The organism is Paenibacillus sp. GXUN7292, assembly GCF_050864975.1.
Lineage (GTDB): Bacteria > Bacillota > Bacilli > Paenibacillales > Paenibacillaceae > Pristimantibacillus.
In genome coordinates this window covers 98,194-116,345 of sequence record NZ_JBOZWO010000013.1, presented here as the reverse complement: position 1 = coordinate 116,345, position 18,152 = coordinate 98,194, and the positions used below count along the sequence as shown (strand labels likewise).

Here is an 18,152-nt window from a genome sequence, read left to right as displayed (position 1 = left end):
TCCTTCTAAATCACCATATTTTAAAAACTTTTATATTTATATTCCTGTTAAGGCCAACTTGCTCATAGCAATATTATTTTGACTTACGCCTCTTTTTTTATTATATACAAATAAGTTTCCTTAGTGCAACATTTATTTTCAAAAAAAAGCTGCATGGACAGCAATCGTCCATACAGCTTAGGCTGTTATCATTTACATTAGCTCATTAGCTTATTTATTCTTGTTCTTGCTGTACATCCTGTCCTTCAGGAGCTTTCCCGTACAGCTTTTCTGCAAGCGCCTTGTTCGGCGTGCCATTAAGCCCGATCTCAGCATCATAGGCATCGAAAATTTTACGGGCAATTGGCGCTGCGCCATAACCTCCGTATCCGCCGTCTGGTACGACGACAGCAACGGCTAGCTTTGGATTTTCAGCTGGAGCATAGGCGATAAACACCGCGTTATTCGCGCGTCTGCTCGCTACATCCTGCTCAGACGTACCGGTTTTGCGGCGGAAGCTGTGCTCGAAGCCTTCAAAGCCTTGCACGCTAACCTTGCTCATGCCTTCCTCGATTTCCTTCCAGTATTTTTCCTGAATATCTACCGTATTTAAAATTTCAGGCTCAAAGGATTGCAGAACTTTACCATCCACACTTTTAATCTCATTGACGAATTGCGGTTTCAGCCGCTTGCCGCGATTGGCAAGCATTGTCACATATTGCGCCAGCTGGAGCGTCGTGTAACGCCCCTGTTGACCAAAAGAAGCAAATATAAGTGCGGACTGCGCACTGCCTTTTTTCTCCTCTTCGAAATACTCGATAACGCCCGCTGATTCACCTGGCAACCCGCTGCCAGTTAAAACGCCAAGCCCGAACTGCTTCATGTAGTCATCCCATATTTCCACGCTCGTCTTACCGTCCTTCGAGCCGCGCATATATAAGGCGTTGCCGATCTTTTCCGCCATAAACGTATTGGAGGAAAATTGAATAGCTGCAGCAGCATCGATTCTTCCGTTTGCCTTAAACTGCGAGTTATTAATAAATCGCTTGTGGCCCTCACGGCCAAACCCAAACGAAGAGGTATCCGTGTACTTGTAATCTGTAGTAAACAATCCTTCATTCAAGCCGATCAATACCGACAGCGGCTTCAAGGTCGAACCTGGAGGAAGGATGGAAGATGGATGCTTTTTGCGCTCCTCATCCGATTCATAATTACCAAAAACCGTTCGAATTGTACCGTTGGAAAGTACATTACCGAAGTTATCATAGTCTTCCGGACTAATTCTGCCCCCCGCCCAGATATTGGGATTGTAGTCAGGCATGCTTGCCATCGTTACGACCTTGCCAGTGTCAACCTCCATCGCCACAGCAAAGCCGGTTTGCGCATATTTGGCGCTTTCGAATCTGTTCGTCGAATTACGGATCACTTCCAAATGATTCATAATCGCTTCTTCGGTTTGCAATTGCACATTTTTATTAATGGTCAAATACAAATCGGCACCCTTCTCGGGCGGAGTAAAGGTCATCGGGCCGATAATTTGCGCCTGATTGTTCACCGGATAGGATTTCAGGCCATTTTTACCGCGCAATACATCCTGGTACATAAACTCCAGACCGTCCAGACCTACCTCTTCTTCCTCCAAATACATGAGAGTCGGGTCTTTTTCACTGCGCTTCTCATTATAAAATTTCACATCCTCACGGACGCCCTTATACTTTTTCAAATAACCGACCAACTGGACAGCTATCGTATTCTCGTCATAATTCCTTACGCTTTCCTCCATAATTTCTACGCCTTTAAAATCAGAACGGTTTTCCATGAAGTACGCAATCTCTTCTTTGGTGAGGCCGGACTTGATTCTGCGCGGAGTCGAAATATTGTTGCGGCGGAATTCGAGATCCATTTGGCGAATAATATCTTCCTCAGTCATCTCATTTTCAGGATCGCCGTATTTGGCAAACACCTCAGCCAGCTTCACAGCCTCCTCCTTCGCCAGCTCTAACGATTTGGCGCGCTTGGATGCCGGTTGAATGCTGTAATAAAGCGACTGTGTCGAGGTAGAATATGCGATGGGGTAACCAGTTGAATCATATATATTGCCCCTGATCGGGGCGATCTTGTCATAGCGGGTGCTTTTCTTTATGCCTTCCGCGCTTAGCTTGGGACCTTCTACAAACTGCAATACAGCAAGCCTTACAATCAGCAGACTAAAGAGCGCAAAAATAATAAAAAAGAAAAAATTAAGCCTGAACGAAAAATTGCGCCTGTTGTCAAGCTGACGCTTCTGTGCATCATCCTGCATTTTATTCACTCCTATCTTGCCAGCAGGCTGCACAGCAGCAAGTTATCCGTTCTGCTTAGCCTGCTCTATAAACGTTTTGATCGTGCTGTCCACTTCGAATTTGCCCAGCTCAACCCCTTGAAAGGAAAGAGCTACTTCATTGCTGCCAAGCTTGCCGCTCAGCTCTAGCAAGGAGGTAGATACGACAAAAGAGCCGTCTGCCTTTGCTTCATACTTCGCATCCTTGGCGCTCGTTACCATAGCCTGCAGCGCTTCCTGCTTAACGCTGCTCGTCACTTTGCTTCCAAGCTCCTTCACATCATCAAGCGAATAGCCGCTATAAATAACAAGCCCCGCTACAATTACGATCACAAGCAGCCATTTCACTACGGTCTTAACAATTTTGATAATTAAAAACAATACTACGAGTGCAATTGCAATAATAATCCATTTCTCTTTAAAAAATGCTGTCCACGTATCCCAATCATACGAAGAAAAATCTAAAAACTCCATTCCTATCCCCTCCATTATAACTTCTCCCAGAGCTTAACACAAAATATTATAGCTTACACATTATTCGCCGTAAACGACTGATCCCCTTCTCAAACAGACATATCCTGTCCATCTTTCACGTACAAGTAGATATGAGTGTTTTTTAAGGAGGCATAGCGTAGTGAGAAATGCTTTTTGGCTGTATTTATTTCTTTTCGTCGCTTTCTTTGATTTGCACGCGCAATATCCGATCCTGACTCCATTTGCTATTTCTATCGGGGCTGCTCCTTCCTTTATTGGCCTGATGATGGGCATGTACTCGATCACTCATTTGCCTGGCAATATTATTGCAGGCATCAGCGTCGATCGAATCGGAAGCAAGCTGTTCATTATCGGCAGCCTGCTCGGAGCAGGCATTATATTGCTAGTGCAATCTTATGTAACGGATCCATGGCAATTATTGGTGCTGCGCTCCATAAGCGGATTTGTGCTGGCCTTTCTTTCGCCCGCATGCATGGCGCTGCTCGCCCGCATGTCCAGCGACTTGAAGGAACAGGGCAAGCTGATGGCAGGCAATGGCCTGGTGCACACGATAGCTGCAGTTGCCTCTCCGGCGGCAGGCGCCTATTTGGTAGCCAAGATAGGCTTTACGACTGCCTTCAGCTTGCTGGGCTGGATTCTAGTGGCCACCTCTTTGCTGGCTGTATTTTTTATTAAGGATATTAAGGTTCCCGCAAACGCGCCTGCTTCTCATGCAAATGCAACAGCCGCGCCTGCCTTGTCTCCGCCTGCAAGCGTTCCTTGGCTCATTTATTTGCTTCCGGTTGCTTTGAGCTGCGCGCAAGGCATTCTGTCCTTTGAGATCCCGCTGCTGGCAAAAACTACGGAAGCGATGATGACAACGGGACTTCTATTCTCTGTCATCAGCATAGGTGCTCTAGTAACACTGAGCATGATGTTTCTTAATAATCTGTCCGCGTTTAACCGTACGCTGTGGGGATCTTTTGCGCTTGCGCTAGTCTATTTTGCAATCGCATCGGACTTCCCTCTGCCGTTAATGGTGCTGTTATTTATTATCGGTATGGCCAAGGGTGTTACATTGCCTGCATTATCTACTTTATTAATCGATTTAAGCGGCGGAGCAAGGTATGGCAGAACCTTTTCAATTCTGTCCATCGCCACCTCAATCGGCGCATTTATCGGACCTGTTGCCGCCGGCCAGCTTAGAAGCGTTGTCTCGCCTTATTATTTAGCCTTTTTATTGTTAATGATCGCTATTACGATATTGCCGATCATTCATTGGCGGCACGCTGCAGCCAAAACACAGCTAACATGAAGAACTGAGCAGGCTCCCTCAAATTTGCCCAGGCAGCAAGGATACACTTATAATGAATGCTAACTGCTTATAAGTGGAATACTTTCATAATTCGAGGTGAACCTGCTATGGATTACGCTATTATCGTAGAAGGTAAAAATGATAAAAGCAAATTGAAGAGGCTGCTTCAGGAGGATGTGCATATTTATTGCACCTTTGGAACACCGAGCACCGAGCGGCTGGAATGGCTTCGCCATCATGTGCATGCCAGCCATGTCTATATATTTACCGACAATGACTCTTCCGGAAAAAAAATTCGCCGCTTATTAAGCGACGTTTTTCAGGATGCGGAGCAAATCTACACTCGTCGCGGCTACCCAGGCGTAGAGCATACACCGCTGGAATATTTAATTGCGCAATTAGAAAAAGCGGGCCTCGAGGCATTCATTCGCTACGAAGCACTCGATCCCGCTATTTGGAAAAAGGATGAATTTTAAATTATAGCAAGCTTTTAATATCTTTTACGATATCGTCAGCAGTCAATTCCTCATCACTGCCGTTGAACCATTTGCGAATCTGATTATTCTGATCAACAAGTATAATGAAATTATAGTGAGCAAATGTGTTCTGCTCCTCGATCTTCATGACGCCGACACCATACTCCTCAGCCAGCTTGATCGTCGGCTCTTCCTCGCCGCGCAAAAAATGCCAGCCATCAAATTTAGCGAAATTACGTTCAGCAAAGCTTCGAATAACGTCCGGTGTATCCCGCTCCGGATCAAAAGTAATGGAAATAAACTCTACCTCAGACCCCATCTTCTTATCCGCTATTAGCTTTTCCTGGGCCTCGGACAATAAAAACGTTGTCGGCGGGCATACATCAGGACAATTTGCGAAGTAGAAATAAACGATCCTTGCTTTTCCCGCTGTATTGTCCAGCGAAACGACATTGCCATCAATATCCTCCATCTCGAACGCCGGCGCTGCCTTTTCAATTGGCAGCGGCTCAGATGGACTCCATACATAGGAATAAAATAGATACGCGCCTAATGCCAGAACTAATGCGATGACAGCAATTTTGAAACTATGCTGCTTGATAAAACTCACAGCGCTCACCTCTCTTTTTTATTATGATTGTGGCAATGTATTAGCAATCATTGCAATAAATACAATCATCAAATAATTAATTGAAATAATAAAATTGATTTTTGCCCATTTGTCCGTTTCTTTCGTATCGGTAATTTTCAAGCCCATCAGCGTATGAATGAGCCATGCCACTGTAAACAGCAATGCAATAATTAAGAAATAAATTCCAGCATAATCATACACATAAATTAAAATTACAGTAGGCAGCAGCAGAAAAATATAAGGAATCATCTGCAGCTTTGTACGTTTGATCCCTTTTACAACAGGCAGCAATGGAAAACCCGCTGTACGGTATTCTTCCACTCTGCGAATAGCAAGCGACCAGAAATGTGCAGGCTGCCACAAAAATAAAAAGGCAAATAGCAACCACGCGCCAATATCAACCGTGCCGACAACGGCACAATACCCGATAACTGGCGGCATAGCACCGGATATGCCTCCTACTGAGGTGCTCCATGTTGAGGTGCGCTTTAGCCATATCGTATAAATGACAATATAAGCGAGCCAGCCGATCAATCCTAGAATGCCTGTAATCGTATTTACAAGCAAAAACAAGATGGCAATCCCCGTAATCCCCAAAATGAGACCGTATGCCAGAACAGAGGCCGGCTTCATTCTTCCCATCGGCAGTGTACGATTTTTGGTACGCTCCATTCTAAGATCAAGCTCTCTATCCCAATAGTTATTCACAACTGTGGCAGAAGCCATCGTTAACGTTGAACCAATGAGCATCCAAATCATAAGCATAATATCTATTTGCCATTTGGAAGCAACCCAAAAGCCGCCCAGAGCAGCAAACATATTCAATCGCAGCAATCGTGGTTTTGTTAATGAAATCAAGTCCTTAAGCACGAAGCGAGCCTCCCAAATTCATTCGAAAAGACGTAAGCACTTCCGTCCAAAGGACGGCGATACTGTTTATCCTTGTCACGTCCATCTTTCTATACAGCCGTCATTAATCATACCTAAAAAACATGTCAAAGACAATGTTCTTGGGCTTTGTTCATGATTTCGACACGCAATTACTTCCTTAAATTTGTCACCAATTTGTTAACTTATCAATAAACTGGTTCTATAGCCCATAGAAAGGAAGAAGCAGCTTGGGTGTAATTAAAACAAATTCAGAAAATACAAGAATGCTTGCACGCTTGATGCGGGCAGAAGCTGAAGGCGAAGGGGAGCTGGGCATGCTTATGGTTGGCAACGTAGGTGTCAACCGGATACGCGGCAATTGCCTGGACTTCAAAAATATTCGCTCGATCCCGGATATGGTTTATCAAAGCCCAGGTGGATTTGAAGCCATACAAAAAAGCTATTTTTATCAGAGAGCTCGCGACAAGGATGTACGTCTTGCCGAACGTGCCATAAACGGGGAAAGACAGCATCCAGCATCTAACGCGCTTTGGTTTTTCAGGCCTTCCGGCAACTGTCCGGCAACCTGGTGGGATCAGACCCATAGCGGGCGATTCAAAAGCCATTGCTTCTACATTCCAACGCAAGGAGATTGTCCAAACGTATACTAGCTTCCGGGTTATTCAAAACTGTGCCGTCTCTAACTAGGGGACGGACAGTTTCTTATTGACAATTTTTATTTGAGTAGAAAGGTTGGGATTATTATGTTTAACCCTTATTTTTACGGCAACGGAGGAGGAGGCTGCGGGCATAATTCTTTCTTTGCAAGCAGGGCAGGAGTTACTCCATACTATCAAGGCGTACCGATGCAAATGCCAATGCAAATGCAAATGCCGGTTATGCCGCCTGCCGTACCAAGCGGCTCCGTCATAACTCCGCAAGGCGGAACGATGACGCCGCCCGCTACCGAAGAATCATATGTAGAAAATATACTGCGGTTGAATCGCGGAAAAGCTGCTACGTTTTATATGACATACGAAAATAACAGCGAGTGGAATGCCAAAATATTCAAAGGGATTATTGAAGCGGCAGGCCGGGATCATATCGTAATAAGCGATCCTTCAACAGGCATGAGATTTTTGCTTCTAATGCTGAACCTTGATTATGTAACTTTCGATGAGCCTATTCAATACGCCTACCCATTCCAAGGACAAATTGTAACTCCTGAAACTTAATTTATAACGGCTTAAACGTCCACACATGCAGCTTGGATCGGCCGCCAACGATCCATTCTGATATAGGAGACCATGAGGAACGCTCGCTGAGTCGTTCTTCTTTTGTTTGTTCGGCTTGTTCAAGTGAGGCACAGCTCCAAACCTCTACAAATAATAACGGCTGATCGGTTCCCTCATATAAATTCACTTTACTGTATTGCTTTTTCAATTGTTCAGTAAGCTTTATATACGCCTCAGCATATTCGGGTGCAATTTTGTATTCAGCAAAACAAATAAACAAAGCCAACATCCTTTCCTTCTTATAATTTCATCTTATTTTGAAAATACTACGCATGAAGCTTCAAACGCTGACTTCAACTTAATACGCACTGACTTCAACCTAATAAACGCTTACTTCAACCTAATAACCATTGACTTCAACCTAATAAACACTTACTTCAACCTAATAAACACTTACTTCAAAACCTAATAACCATTCTTTTTGAGCACAATTGTCCGTTATGAATTGTAAAAAGGAGGAGCATACTTGGACACAGGAACACATTTAGTAATGGGTATCGGACTTGCTGGCCTTGCGATGGCTGATCCTGTCGTCGCTTCAGATTTACCCTTGCAGCAAGCTGTTATCATTGGCACAATAGTCGGCTCGCAAGCGCCTGATCTGGATGGATTGCTCAGATTAAAAAGCAATGAGCTCTATATCCGCAATCATCGCGGAATTACTCACTCCTTGCCTGCCATCATCATATGGACAGCAGTGATTACCGTTATTTTGCAGCTTTTTTTCAAGGGCAGCCTGCCATGGGGACATCTTGGAGGATGGGTATTGCTAGCTGTAGTATTGCATGTTTTCACTGATTTGTTCAATGCTTACGGCACGCAAGCGATGAGACCCTTCTCAAGCAAATGGATTTCATGGAATATTATCCATATTTTCGATCCGTTTTTATTCGGTTCACATATTGTTGCTATTTTTTTGTGGGCTGCTCACCTTGCGCGTCCTGAGCAAATTTTCCCGCCGCTCTATCTTATGCTCATGGTATACTTCGCATGGCGAACCTATGCATCAAGGCGAGTATTACAGCAGCTTCCCAAATGGGATGAGGAGCAGCAGGAAGGCGAAAAATACTATGCCATTCCTACTGTATTGCTGTCCAATTGGAACATTGTGAAGCACTGCTCGGATGGGAGCTATCGAATCGGCGAGTTAAAAGGAAAAAGGCTTAGATGGGTTGACCAGGTTTCTTGCTCCAATCATCCTGCTGTCGAAGTATCAAAAAGCTCTCCTGTTATCCGTTCCTTTCTATACTTTACCAGCTTTGCGTGCGCAGACGTTATTGAACACAGCTGGGGCAACGAGGTACGCTGGAGTGATATTAGATATCGTCATCGCAAGCAATATCCGTTCGTCGCTGTTGTGCTGCTGGACGAGCAAAATAAAACCGTCGGCTCATATGTGGGCTGGCTTAGCGATGAAAGGCTGATAAAACGATTAAAAATAGATACGTATTAAAAAGATACGTACTAAACTGTGCCGCCGCTTTCCAAAGAGAGCGGTTGTTTAGTGTGATCGGCTTGAACGTTTGCATCCGCGCATAAGTACGCTCATAAGTATACACACTTAGGCAGTCGGGCCAGTTTATCCTTATGTAGGTCCGCCCAAAGGATGGATCGATTCGGACACACGTTCCGTTATTTGCCTAGAAATCATCATTTTTTTAATTACGCGGACACACATTCCGCTATCAGGCTCTGAATGGGGCTTTTCCCCCTATTTATTGCTCAATAACGGAACGTCTGTCACTTTGGCACCTCAAAACAGTAGCTTTAGGCGTAATAACGGATCGACTGACCAGCTAGCTAGGGGGAACTTATCACTTTATTGTGATGTAGATATCAAGGAACGATCACTTCGTCCTTTCTTGTTCATACAGATCGTGTTAAAATCAAAAAGGAAATCAAGGACACACGGCTCCGGCGTCTTGGACAAGGCGATTTACCGGTGAAATAGAGCTTGTTGAAATAAATGGACGAGGGCGAGCAAGTGGAAGCTGACTAAGTACAACTAAGTACATTTTGTGCATCTAGACTCTCCTTTTTTAATGAATAAACGATTCTAAATGGATTACATGCATCTAGTTTTACTGAATTACTCTATATTTCGCAAATTGCGCCAAACTAGATGTAGTTTTTCCCCTTAGAATCACAAAACGCCAAATTTCTTAAAACTAAGTACAGGAAATCAGACTGTTGAAAAGGCTCCGCAGCAGCTTAATTGTCCAGATAACAGACCAAAAGCAGTAAGCGGGAAGCCGTCGATTCGCTGTAGTAGTTAAATAACCCAGCAAAAGTCGTAATGCCATCTGTTTAGAATTGTAACGGAACTGAGAGGCTCTATTTAGCAATAAAAAGGTGTTTTAAAACTGTAACGGAACTGTGGTGCTATAGGTGATCTTTTCCCCGTTTAGGTAGTGATTTTGAGTAAATAAGGTCTCTCAGTTCCATTAGATTTTAGAATAAGCTGATTTCCGTACAATAGCGCGTCTCAGGAGACTGTCGATTAATTGTGGATAGTTGCAACAAGCAATAGAAAGGGGTATCACTGCGATCAAGATTGGGATTCCGACCGCTGTTGTAGTCTAATTTTCATAAATAAATAACCCCTGTAAAGGAAAAAATTAGCCTACAAAGGCGGACGCTGCCGCTTCTCCATTCCCATTCTTGCTCTCCGTTTCCTCTTTCTCATTACTTATCAATAGTTGCCCACAATGTATCGACAGTCTCCTCAGTTCCGTTAGTGTTTTTCAACGTTTTTCAATGGCTTGAAGAAATGCACTTAGCTTCAGCTTGTAAGGCCTTATTCCACCAAAGTTAGCTTTAGCGCGTGAGTGTTCGTTTACACAAAAGTTAACCTAGGGCATGAGCGATTGTTACACAAATGTTAGCTTCAGCGCGTTAGTGCTCACCCGCAAACAGAGTTTGCCATTGTTGCAAAGTATTTGTTGCGGTTGCGGTTTATCTTTAATATGAAAAAAGCCCAAGGAGCTTATCCTTGGGCCTTGCTTTCAATATTGTGTATAACTAGCTATTAACGAGCACCGCCGGACAATTGTTGTTCAGCCATTTGAACAAGCTTTCTTGTGATGTATCCACCGATATGGCCTGCATCACGAGTTGTAAGGTTACCATTGTAGCCGTCAGCTGAAAATTGGATGCCTTGCTCTTGAGCAGCTTCCATTTTCATTTGGTTAAGAGCTTGGGAAGCTTGTGGTACAACTAGTTGGTTGCTGCTGCGGTTATTATTGTTTGCCATTTTGGAATTACTCCCTTCGAGTTCTGCACTTTAGTGTGTGTTGCAAGCTTGCACTCCTATTATGTGCAACATTCGAAATAGTATTCGAATTATAGCATTTATTTTTTTCAAATTTTTTATCATTTTTTCTATGTAAAGGAGACTCCTTAAATGTCAAAGAAATTATCTCTCCTATTCGCAGTAATAACAGTGTTATTTATGAGTTTAACTGCTATATCGATCAGCTATAACGTCTGGTTTGTGCTTCTATTCGGCTTATTGTCGCTTTTCAGCTCAGGTGCTGGCTTTATTGTAAAAGCCCGTTTGCGCAGAAAGGCAGAACAAGCGAATAAACAAAACGATCCGAGTAATTAGCTTGAAACAAACAATTGTTAATACTGCCCGCAGCTTAATGTTAATTTGAAATATCGCGCCTTCTGGCATGATAATTAGCACTGAAATTCGAATTCCAGTAAGACATATTATAATTGGATTCAAACAGCACGCTTGCTGACCACGATTTTTTAGAACTGTTTCTAACGGCGAAGTCATACAAAATTTCTCCATGCGTCCAGTTTCTGCGATATTTCAAGGCATCGATAGCCATTTGACGAAATGCCTTTACCTGGTGCGGCGTCATGCCTTGCTCCTTCTCGTCGTTAAGCTGGCCATCCTTGCAATTAATGGGATGATGCCTAATCCCGAATTTACCTACAGCATTATTTCTAACATGAATTAATACGGTACCGGCTACAGCATTTGTCAGTTCATTTTCCAATTGACGAAAAACAAAATCTACCTGTCTTGTCAATGATGAGTCCGTTTCTTTGTTCATTCTGCATCCTCCTCCAATTTCTCGACCTTAATCGACATAAAATTACTTTCGCCTTCATGGTAACACTTTCCAATTAAATCGACACCGAAATATTTATTAGTATTTTCCGAATCGTTATTTGCGCTTTTGTACCTATTTTTTCGTTTTTGTGTAGTTCATTAGACTTAAACAACAGGAATATATGACTGACAATTATAGACCTTTTTTTCCACTAATGTTATACTAGCCCTATATTAAAAAAAGGAGAGCATGATTATGAGTCAATGGTACTATTCGTTATCAGTTCGTAATAAACTCCTAGTTGCTACATACATAACATTGTTGTTCTTTGCCATACTTACCTCGGTTGCCATGTTAATTGCAGGTGCATCTATTTTGCCTGTCATAATTGTAACCGCTATCACGGCAGTTGTATTGTTTCCAGCCGTGTCCTTTTTCGAAAAAACGATTACGGGCTCTTTTGACGAAATCTCTAATGCCGCTTACCGTATCTCCAAAGGCGACTTTACACAAAAAATCGAATCATCCTCCTTTGAAGCAGGCGGGCTTGTTAATTCCTTCAACAGCATGGTTGACAAGCTGCGCGACATTCTTACAGAAACGACGAATATTACACGACACGTTGCAGAAACAAGCCGCAATATTTTTGATAAAAATATTAATATTAAAAGCGCCATGGAGCAGGTGGCAGCTTCTGCCAATGAGCTGGCTACAGGCGCCAATGAAATATCCGAAGATGTTACGGATATGAGCGAGTCGATTAATGCAATCGAAGAGAAGGTTGCCTCCTATGCCCAGGCGACTCATGAAATGAATGAACGATCAACCCAGACGATTAGTCTCGTCAACAGAGGCAGAGAAGCGCTTGATGTGCAGTCTGACGGCATGCAGCGCAATTTAGAAGCAACGAATAAGGTGGCAAGCACGATCAAGGAGCTGGCAGACAGCGCAAGAGGAATTACCGCCATTACAAAAACGATTTCCGATATTGCGGAGCAGACCAATTTGCTGTCTCTTAACGCCTCTATCGAAGCAGCCCGCGCCGGTGAGCATGGGCGAGGCTTTGCCGTAGTAGCACAGGAAGTCCGCAAGCTTGCGGAAGAATCAACCGCTTCTACGAAGGAAGTATTCAACTTGGTGAAAAGCATTGACGAGGGCATTAAGCAGACGATTAACAGCATGAAGATCAATGAAGAGGTTGTCGCTATGCAGGCTGAACATATTCAACAATCTGAAGCTATCTTCACCGAAATTGTAAGCAGCGTACAATTTATTGCAGAGCAAATTCATGCCTTTGCACAAGAGAGCGACGCGATGCTGGACAGCGCCCGTCAAATATCCAATGCAATCCAGAATATTTCAGCGATTACACAGCAATCCGCTGCTGGCACCGAGCAGGTTTCCGCCTCCATGAATGAACAGATTAATTCCGTTCAGGCTGTCGTTCAGGAAACCGAGCAAATGCTTACAATGTCCACCCAACTGCAGCGCACCATTCAAGTATTCAAAATGAAATAAACTTATACAAGGATAAACGGCTCCGCCGTCCTTTAGACAGGCGCGTTTACCGATGAAATATAGGAACATGTATAAAGTGAAAACTTATACCTTCCTATATTTAAAAAAAAGACGAATTCTGGATCTTCTCAGAGTTCGTCTTTTTTATGCACAAACCGAATGAACTGATCAATTTTGGGCATGTTAAGGAATTAGTTGCACTATTTTACTAAAAGGCTAAAAGGATGAGTATGATGCAAAAAATAAAACTTGTAAAATGGTTTAAGCTAACTGCAGCACTACTATTTTGCTGCCTCTTATTTTCATTCGGAACGATAACAGACGCACATGCCCTGCATAACACTCCTGTTTCAACGCAAGGCAAAAAGAAAATTCGTTCCTGGCGGGACATGGAAAGCGAATTTCCGGGGCACTACTATTTGCACGGCCCGAGAAACGAGATGAAGGTCGCCTTAAGCTTTGATGATGCTCCAGATCCACGATTTACCCCGCAAATATTAGATATTTTGGCGGAATGCGGAGTAAAAGCTACCTTTTTCGTTGTTGGTCATCGCGCAGAGAAAAACCCTGAACTTGTAGAAAGAATAAAACAGGAAGGCCATGAAATCGGCAACCACTCCTATAATCACAGTCAGTTTTCAAAACTGACATTGGATCAGTATCGCAATCAAATTTTAAAAACGAATCAAATCATAGAAAAAATCGTGGGCTATTCCCCACGATTTATTAGACCGCCATATGGCGAGCTGCTGCCTGAGCAACTTAGCTGGAGCTCCAAGGAAAACTTCGTAATTGTCAATTGGGATGTAGATTCCGAGGATTGGAAAAATGATCCGACGAGTGAACAGATCATGTCAAATATAAAAAAAACACTCCGTCCAGGCTCGATCATCCTTCAGCACGCTGGAGGCGGAACAGGACAAAGCCTGATGGGAACCATCGAGGCTTTGCCTGAGTTAATTCATACCCTTAAGCAAGACGGGTATCAAATCGTATTAATTTCGGAATTAATTAACCAGTCCGCTACTCGATAACATAAACCTTTAGCTGTTGAATGCCAAATGCTAACGCTTCGCTCCTTGAGTCTGGCACGAATACATCAATACGATTTCCTTTTATAGCTCCTCCCATATCACTGGCTACTGCGATCATTCCGCCTTTTGGCAGTCCTGCATATTTGTAGCCTGTAATATAGAGCTTGGTGCCTAAAGGGATTACTTTGGGATCTACTGCAACAGTTCCAACCTTCAGCTTATTGCCGAAGTAATCAACAGCGCCCCATTTTCCGTTTTCTGAGGCGGCGGCGGTGTAAGCAGTAGCCTGCATGCTAAGCTGCTTTTTAAAGTTATATGTTTTCCCGCTTGGTGTAGTAATTATGGATGTACTTTTTGACGCACTTGTTTTAGCAGCTGCAGGCTTGCTGCTTCCTACATTTGTTGTTTTCTTTTTGCTTTGCTTTACAGTAGTCGCCTTTGCTTTAGCTGCAGAGCTTGTAGTAACAGCTGCCTTTTTCTTTGCGGTTTCCTTAGCCTTATTGCTTTGCTGCTTGGACTGCGCAGCTTTTTTCTCTGCTACAGCCTTGGCTGCTTTTGCCGCTTTTTCAGCTTTTTCAGCTTTTGCTGCTTTTTCAGCAGCTTCCTTAGCCGCAATTGCTGCTTGTGCTTTCTGGGCAGCTTCTGCCTCATCAGCTTTCACATCTGTAACTGGCGCTGACAGCAGCTGGATCTTGCCGACGTCAGCCAACTTAGCGGTATTACCGCTCTCTACAGCGGCAGCATGGTCCTTCAAGCTTTGAAGCATCGGATCCTCAGCAACCGCCGCTTGAATTCCTTCTACTTGCTGCAGTCCGGCAGCAGCTGTTTGCTGCTTGTCCGATTCATTATCCTGATCTAAAATTTCTGCAGCTTTTAGCGATAAGGATGCTGCGCTCATGGGCCACTTATGCACCATAGTCAGGTTCCAAAATGTATCCTCTTTCAATAGCGTATGGGCTGCGCTAGCCGTACCAGCCATTAACAGAATTGACATCAAGCTTACCATTAGAATTGCAGATAATTTCTTCAAAATAAAACCCCTTTACTTTTTTAAAATATAAGAGCCGCAAAACGGCTCTTATATTTCGCAGAAACGGTGTGTCAATTGCTTACGTCAACGTTTCTTTTAACCGATAAACATTTGTACCCATTGGTTATTTACGTAACCAACGCCAATCTTAGTAAAATTAGCATTCAAAATATTGGCTCTATGTCCTGAGCTGTTCATCCAAGCATTCATAACCTCTTGTGCAGAACGCTGTCCAGCCGCAATGTTTTCTCCAGCATAGGAATACTTCACGCCAAAGGATCTCATCATATCAAATGGTGAACCATAAGTAGGTGAGGTATGGCTGAAATAATTGTTTGCTGACATATCTCTTGCTTTTTCTGTAGCTACCTTCGTCAGCAGGCTATCAAGCGCAAGTGCCTTCAAACCAGCCTTAGCTCTCTCTTGGTTGACCAGCTGCAAAATTTGCTGCTGAACTGCAGAATAGCCAGGTGCTGTCGTTGCTGGCGGCGTTGTTGGATTTGTTGTCGCCGGTGGTGTTGTCGGTTTTTGTGTCGCTGGCGGCGTCGTCGGTTTTTGCGTTGCCGGTGGTGTTGTCGGTTTTTGTGTTGCCGGCGGTGTCGTCGGTTTTTGTGTTGCCGGTGGTGTTGTTGGCTTCGGTGTTGCAGGCGGTGCTGTTGGCTTTGTCACGTTTGGCCAATTCAATATCGGCTGCAGCAATTCCTCAAGCGATTTTAATTGTTGAAGGTCTATACCATATTTCTGTGCAATTACTTGAAAAACATCTAGCTGCACTTGATAGGCTTTAAACACAGTTTTTGTTTCTATTTTAGGTGCTGCGTGCAGCTTGGGCGCTACAAAACTTGTGCTTAAGTAAGCCGCTGCTAGTGTTACAGCGATTGCTTTTCCCATTTTTTTCATTGCCACGCTATCATCTCCCATGTTCGTCTTCGTATTGTTTCTCCCGACTGAACCTATGGTAACATGCGATTTTTGCCGTTTCATGACACAATAATTACCAAAGACGCTAAAAACAGCTGCAAACCTGCGCCATTCCTTCATTATGAGATTATCCTCATCTCATTCTGATTTTTTCTCATTTTTATTAGAAAAGGCGGGTGCGCCGTTCCAATATGGGTTAGACAGCAAGTATCTGTACCCAAGGATAAACAGCTCCGCCGTCCTTTGGAAAGGCACGTTTACAGATGAATGATAAGAACAAGTTTATAGAAAAAACTTATAAATATAATAAAAAACCGTAAAGCAGCTGCTATCAGCGAGCAGCAAGCCTTACGGTTTCTTTTAAAAAATATTAGTTGATTTTTACAAATTGTCCTTTTGCTTGTGACTCAAACATAGCCAAAATAACATTTAAGGATTTGCGGCCCTCTTCTCCGCTAACTGCAGGTGTGGCGTCTGTTGCGATGCTGTCCACAAACGCATCGATGACTCCGCTTGATTCCTGCTTGTCATTAGTAGAAATAGCGCCTACCTTATACTTCTCCACGCTGCCGTTTCTTAGCTCAACGATAACCTGATCGTCAGGATGCGTGCCAATTTTCATAACGCCATTTTCACACCAAAGAATAGTCGTGTTATCCTCGCCCTTGTAATAAGTCCAGCTTGCAACTAGCGTACCGATTGCGCCGCCTTTCATTCTTACCAAGCAAGAGCTGTTATCATCCACATCTGTATCCTGTTTGTCGATCGTGCCGATAAAAGCGGCTACTTCAGCTACTTCGTCATCAAGCATCCAGCGAATCAAATCGGACTTGTGAACACCAAGGTCGCCCATTGCGCCCATAATCGCTTCATCCTTGCGGAAGAACCAGCTGCCCTTGCCATCAACGCTCCAGCCTTCCGGACCAGGATGCCCAAAGGAGGTGCGGAATGTCAACACTTTGCCTAATACGCCTGTTTGCAGCACTTGCTTTGCTTTTACATGCGGTGGCATAAAGCGCTGATTATGGCCTACCATCAGCTTTACATTATTGCTGCTGGCTGCTGCGATCATAGCAGCAGCTTCCTCATCAGAAACAGCCATCGGTTTCTCAACAAGCACATGAGCTCCTGCATTAGCTGCATCGATGCTGATTGGCGCATGCAAATAGTTTGGTGTACAAACGCTTACTGCATCCGGCTTAACTTCAGCCAGCATAGTCTGATGGTCAGAAAATGCTTTTGCCCCATGCTCGTCAGCAAATTGCTGAGCGCGCTCGATAATAGGATCTACAAATGCAACCAGCTCTACCTGATCATTTGCTGCATATTCAGGAATATGACGATACTTGGAAATTGAACCACAGCCAATTATGGCTACACGAATTTTACTCATTATAATTCTCCTTTGATATAGTTTGATTTCAACCATTCTATACTTTCAGCTACTGCCTCTAGAGGTGGATTTGCACAGACGTCTTGCTCAACAATGATCCATTGCACCGACGCTTCTGATGCCGCATTAATAATATCTTGAAGCGGCAATTCGCCTCTGCCAAGCTCTACTGTATCAATTTTGCCTTCATTATCTTTAAGGTAATCCTTCAAATGAAGCAGCGGCAAACGTCCAGCATAGGTACGAATATAAGCAAGCGGGTCTTTGCCTGCAAACTGAACCCAGCCGATATCCATTTCAACCTTCAAATACTTTTCGTCTATTTTCTCGTACAAAGCATCGAATACAGCTTTTCCATCCAATTCAACCTGGAACTCAAAATCATGATTATGGTAAGCGAATTGAAGGCCGGCAGCCTGTACACGCTCGCCAATCATCTGAAATGCGGCAATATGCTCTTGCCATGCTGCAGCATCGCGTGCTTCAACAGGAAGCCACGGACAAATAACATATTGAGCGTCTATTGCTTTCAAATAAGCAATCTCTTCATCCAGCCGCTCCAAAAGTGAAGATAAAGAAACATGGCTGCCAATTGCCTTCAGATTTAATTCATCCAGCAATGCCTTTAGTGCCGCTGCCTCCATACCGCCATAGCCAGCAAATTCAACTCCTTCATAGCCCCCCATAGCCGCTACCTTGCGTAAAACACCTTCGAAATCGTCAGCCATGACATCACGCAGTGTATACAATTGCAAGCCAATGCCCATTCGTTGTGTCATATGTCAGCACTCCCTTATTTGGTTTGATGTAAGCTTTATCATCTTCATGT

General features: G+C 43.8%; 19 protein-coding genes. 8 read left to right on the top strand and 11 right to left on the bottom strand.

Annotation, left to right across the window (positions count from 1 at the left end):
* Window positions 1–214: 214 nt before the first annotated feature.
* Both ACRRU2_RS13105 and ACRRU2_RS13100 read right to left on the bottom strand, forming a co-directional pair.
* The gene (locus ACRRU2_RS13105; RefSeq protein ID WP_331702484.1) at window positions 215–2,281 is read right to left on the bottom strand and encodes a peptidoglycan D,D-transpeptidase FtsI family protein; all 2,067 of its coding nucleotides are present in this window, start codon (window positions 2,279–2,281) and stop codon (window positions 215–217) included.
* 42 nt (window positions 2,282–2,323) lie between these two features.
* A complete protein-coding gene (locus ACRRU2_RS13100) occupies window positions 2,324–2,773 on the bottom strand; it encodes a hypothetical protein (protein WP_432502249.1) in 450 nt (149 codons plus the stop codon).
* A gap of 160 nt (window positions 2,774–2,933) precedes the next feature.
* On the opposite strand from ACRRU2_RS13100, the gene ACRRU2_RS13095 reads away from it, so the two are divergent.
* The gene (locus ACRRU2_RS13095) at window positions 2,934–4,088 is read left to right on the top strand and encodes an MFS transporter (protein ID WP_432502247.1); all 1,155 of its coding nucleotides are present in this window, start codon (window positions 2,934–2,936) and stop codon (window positions 4,086–4,088) included.
* 107 nt (window positions 4,089–4,195) lie between these two features.
* Window positions 4,196–4,564, top strand: coding sequence for a toprim domain-containing protein (locus tag ACRRU2_RS13090; RefSeq protein WP_331702488.1), 369 nt, complete (start codon window positions 4,196–4,198; stop codon window positions 4,562–4,564).
* A gap of 1 nt (window position 4,565) precedes the next feature.
* On the opposite strand, the gene ACRRU2_RS13085 is transcribed toward ACRRU2_RS13090, so the two are convergent.
* Both ACRRU2_RS13085 and cyoE read right to left on the bottom strand, forming a co-directional pair.
* Window positions 4,566–5,174, bottom strand: coding sequence for an SCO family protein (locus ACRRU2_RS13085; RefSeq protein ID WP_331702490.1), 609 nt, complete (start codon window positions 5,172–5,174; stop codon window positions 4,566–4,568).
* 21 nt (window positions 5,175–5,195) lie between these two features.
* Window positions 5,196–6,065: a heme o synthase gene (gene cyoE / locus ACRRU2_RS13080; protein WP_331702491.1), complete on the bottom strand. Its 870-nt coding sequence runs from the start codon at window positions 6,063–6,065 to the stop codon at window positions 5,196–5,198.
* 248 nt (window positions 6,066–6,313) lie between these two features.
* On the opposite strand from cyoE, the gene ACRRU2_RS13075 reads away from it, so the two are divergent.
* Both ACRRU2_RS13075 and gerQ read left to right on the top strand, forming a co-directional pair.
* The gene (locus ACRRU2_RS13075) at window positions 6,314–6,736 is read left to right on the top strand and encodes a cell wall hydrolase (RefSeq protein ID WP_432502243.1); all 423 of its coding nucleotides are present in this window, start codon (window positions 6,314–6,316) and stop codon (window positions 6,734–6,736) included.
* Window positions 6,737–6,829: 93 nt separating this feature from the next.
* Window positions 6,830–7,300 (top strand): spore coat protein GerQ, encoded by a 471-nt coding sequence (gene gerQ, locus ACRRU2_RS13070; RefSeq protein WP_432502241.1) that lies wholly within the window; start codon window positions 6,830–6,832, stop codon window positions 7,298–7,300.
* Window position 7,301: 1 nt separating this feature from the next.
* On the opposite strand, the gene ACRRU2_RS13065 is transcribed toward gerQ, so the two are convergent.
* A complete protein-coding gene (locus ACRRU2_RS13065; protein WP_331702494.1) occupies window positions 7,302–7,589 on the bottom strand; it encodes a hypothetical protein in 288 nt (95 codons plus the stop codon).
* 237 nt (window positions 7,590–7,826) lie between these two features.
* On the opposite strand from ACRRU2_RS13065, the gene ACRRU2_RS13060 reads away from it, so the two are divergent.
* On the top strand, window positions 7,827–8,813 hold the full coding sequence (locus tag ACRRU2_RS13060; protein ID WP_432502239.1) for a metal-dependent hydrolase: 987 nt from the start codon (window positions 7,827–7,829) through the stop codon (window positions 8,811–8,813).
* Between the two features lie 1,575 nt (window positions 8,814–10,388).
* Here ACRRU2_RS13060 and ACRRU2_RS13055 read toward each other — a convergent pair.
* On the bottom strand, window positions 10,389–10,613 hold the full coding sequence (locus ACRRU2_RS13055) for an alpha/beta-type small acid-soluble spore protein (RefSeq protein WP_331700013.1): 225 nt from the start codon (window positions 10,611–10,613) through the stop codon (window positions 10,389–10,391).
* Between the two features lie 150 nt (window positions 10,614–10,763).
* Between ACRRU2_RS13055 and ACRRU2_RS13050 the strand changes: the two genes are divergently transcribed.
* The gene (locus tag ACRRU2_RS13050) at window positions 10,764–10,967 is read left to right on the top strand and encodes a hypothetical protein (RefSeq protein ID WP_432502237.1); all 204 of its coding nucleotides are present in this window, start codon (window positions 10,764–10,766) and stop codon (window positions 10,965–10,967) included.
* Between the two features lie 40 nt (window positions 10,968–11,007).
* On the opposite strand, the gene ACRRU2_RS13045 is transcribed toward ACRRU2_RS13050, so the two are convergent.
* Entirely contained in the window at window positions 11,008–11,427 is a 420-nt protein-coding gene (locus tag ACRRU2_RS13045; protein ID WP_331700011.1) for an O-methyltransferase, read from the bottom strand.
* A 255-nt stretch (window positions 11,428–11,682) separates the two neighbouring features.
* On the opposite strand from ACRRU2_RS13045, the gene ACRRU2_RS13040 reads away from it, so the two are divergent.
* Together ACRRU2_RS13040 and ACRRU2_RS13035 are read left to right on the top strand one after the other, a co-directional pair.
* Complete coding sequence (locus ACRRU2_RS13040) at window positions 11,683–12,945, top strand: methyl-accepting chemotaxis protein (protein ID WP_432502235.1); 1,263 nt, start codon at window positions 11,683–11,685, stop codon at window positions 12,943–12,945.
* A 224-nt stretch (window positions 12,946–13,169) separates the two neighbouring features.
* A complete protein-coding gene (locus ACRRU2_RS13035) occupies window positions 13,170–13,979 on the top strand; it encodes a polysaccharide deacetylase family protein (protein WP_432502233.1) in 810 nt (269 codons plus the stop codon).
* On the opposite strand, the gene ACRRU2_RS13030 is transcribed toward ACRRU2_RS13035, so the two are convergent.
* The 4 genes from ACRRU2_RS13030 to ACRRU2_RS13015 all read right to left on the bottom strand — a co-directional run bounded on the left by ACRRU2_RS13030 (window position 13,969) and on the right by ACRRU2_RS13015 (window position 18,102).
* Window positions 13,969–15,009 carry a 3D domain-containing protein gene (locus tag ACRRU2_RS13030; protein WP_432502231.1) on the bottom strand — a complete coding sequence of 347 codons (1,041 nt, stop codon included), beginning with the start codon at window positions 15,007–15,009 and terminating at the stop codon, window positions 13,969–13,971. The two genes, ACRRU2_RS13035 and ACRRU2_RS13030, sit on opposite strands and share 11 nt — an antisense overlap.
* Before the next feature lie 96 nt (window positions 15,010–15,105).
* Window positions 15,106–15,909: a CAP domain-containing protein gene (locus ACRRU2_RS13025; protein WP_432502290.1), complete on the bottom strand. Its 804-nt coding sequence runs from the start codon at window positions 15,907–15,909 to the stop codon at window positions 15,106–15,108.
* A 391-nt stretch (window positions 15,910–16,300) separates the two neighbouring features.
* The gene (locus ACRRU2_RS13020) at window positions 16,301–17,323 is read right to left on the bottom strand and encodes a Gfo/Idh/MocA family protein (RefSeq protein ID WP_432502229.1); all 1,023 of its coding nucleotides are present in this window, start codon (window positions 17,321–17,323) and stop codon (window positions 16,301–16,303) included.
* Complete coding sequence (locus tag ACRRU2_RS13015) at window positions 17,323–18,102, bottom strand: sugar phosphate isomerase/epimerase family protein (protein WP_432502227.1); 780 nt, start codon at window positions 18,100–18,102, stop codon at window positions 17,323–17,325. Before ACRRU2_RS13015 ends, ACRRU2_RS13020 begins: the two co-directional genes overlap by 1 nt.
* Window positions 18,103–18,152: the final 50 nt, after the last annotated feature.

Excerpts from the sequence above, each read along its gene's own strand:
- ACRRU2_RS13105 (WP_331702484.1), bottom strand. The coding sequence starts at position 2,281 with ATGCAGGATGATGCACAGAAGCGTCAGCTTGACAACAGGCGCAATTTT.
- ACRRU2_RS13100 (WP_432502249.1), bottom strand. The coding sequence starts at position 2,773 with ATGGAGTTTTTAGATTTTTCTTCGTATGATTGGGATACGTGGACAGCA.
- ACRRU2_RS13090 (WP_331702488.1), top strand. The coding sequence starts at position 4,196 with ATGGATTACGCTATTATCGTAGAAGGTAAAAATGATAAAAGCAAATTG.
- gerQ (WP_432502241.1), top strand. The coding sequence starts at position 6,830 with ATGTTTAACCCTTATTTTTACGGCAACGGAGGAGGAGGCTGCGGGCAT.
- ACRRU2_RS13065 (WP_331702494.1), bottom strand. The coding sequence starts at position 7,589 with ATGTTGGCTTTGTTTATTTGTTTTGCTGAATACAAAATTGCACCCGAA.
- ACRRU2_RS13055 (WP_331700013.1), bottom strand. The coding sequence starts at position 10,613 with ATGGCAAACAATAATAACCGCAGCAGCAACCAACTAGTTGTACCACAA.
- ACRRU2_RS13050 (WP_432502237.1), top strand. The coding sequence starts at position 10,764 with ATGTCAAAGAAATTATCTCTCCTATTCGCAGTAATAACAGTGTTATTT.
- ACRRU2_RS13045 (WP_331700011.1), bottom strand. The coding sequence starts at position 11,427 with ATGAACAAAGAAACGGACTCATCATTGACAAGACAGGTAGATTTTGTT.
- ACRRU2_RS13040 (WP_432502235.1), top strand. The coding sequence starts at position 11,683 with ATGAGTCAATGGTACTATTCGTTATCAGTTCGTAATAAACTCCTAGTT.
- ACRRU2_RS13035 (WP_432502233.1), top strand. The coding sequence starts at position 13,170 with ATGAGTATGATGCAAAAAATAAAACTTGTAAAATGGTTTAAGCTAACT.
- ACRRU2_RS13025 (WP_432502290.1), bottom strand. The coding sequence starts at position 15,909 with ATGAAAAAAATGGGAAAAGCAATCGCTGTAACACTAGCAGCGGCTTAC.
- ACRRU2_RS13020 (WP_432502229.1), bottom strand. The coding sequence starts at position 17,323 with ATGAGTAAAATTCGTGTAGCCATAATTGGCTGTGGTTCAATTTCCAAG.
- ACRRU2_RS13015 (WP_432502227.1), bottom strand. The coding sequence starts at position 18,102 with ATGACACAACGAATGGGCATTGGCTTGCAATTGTATACACTGCGTGAT.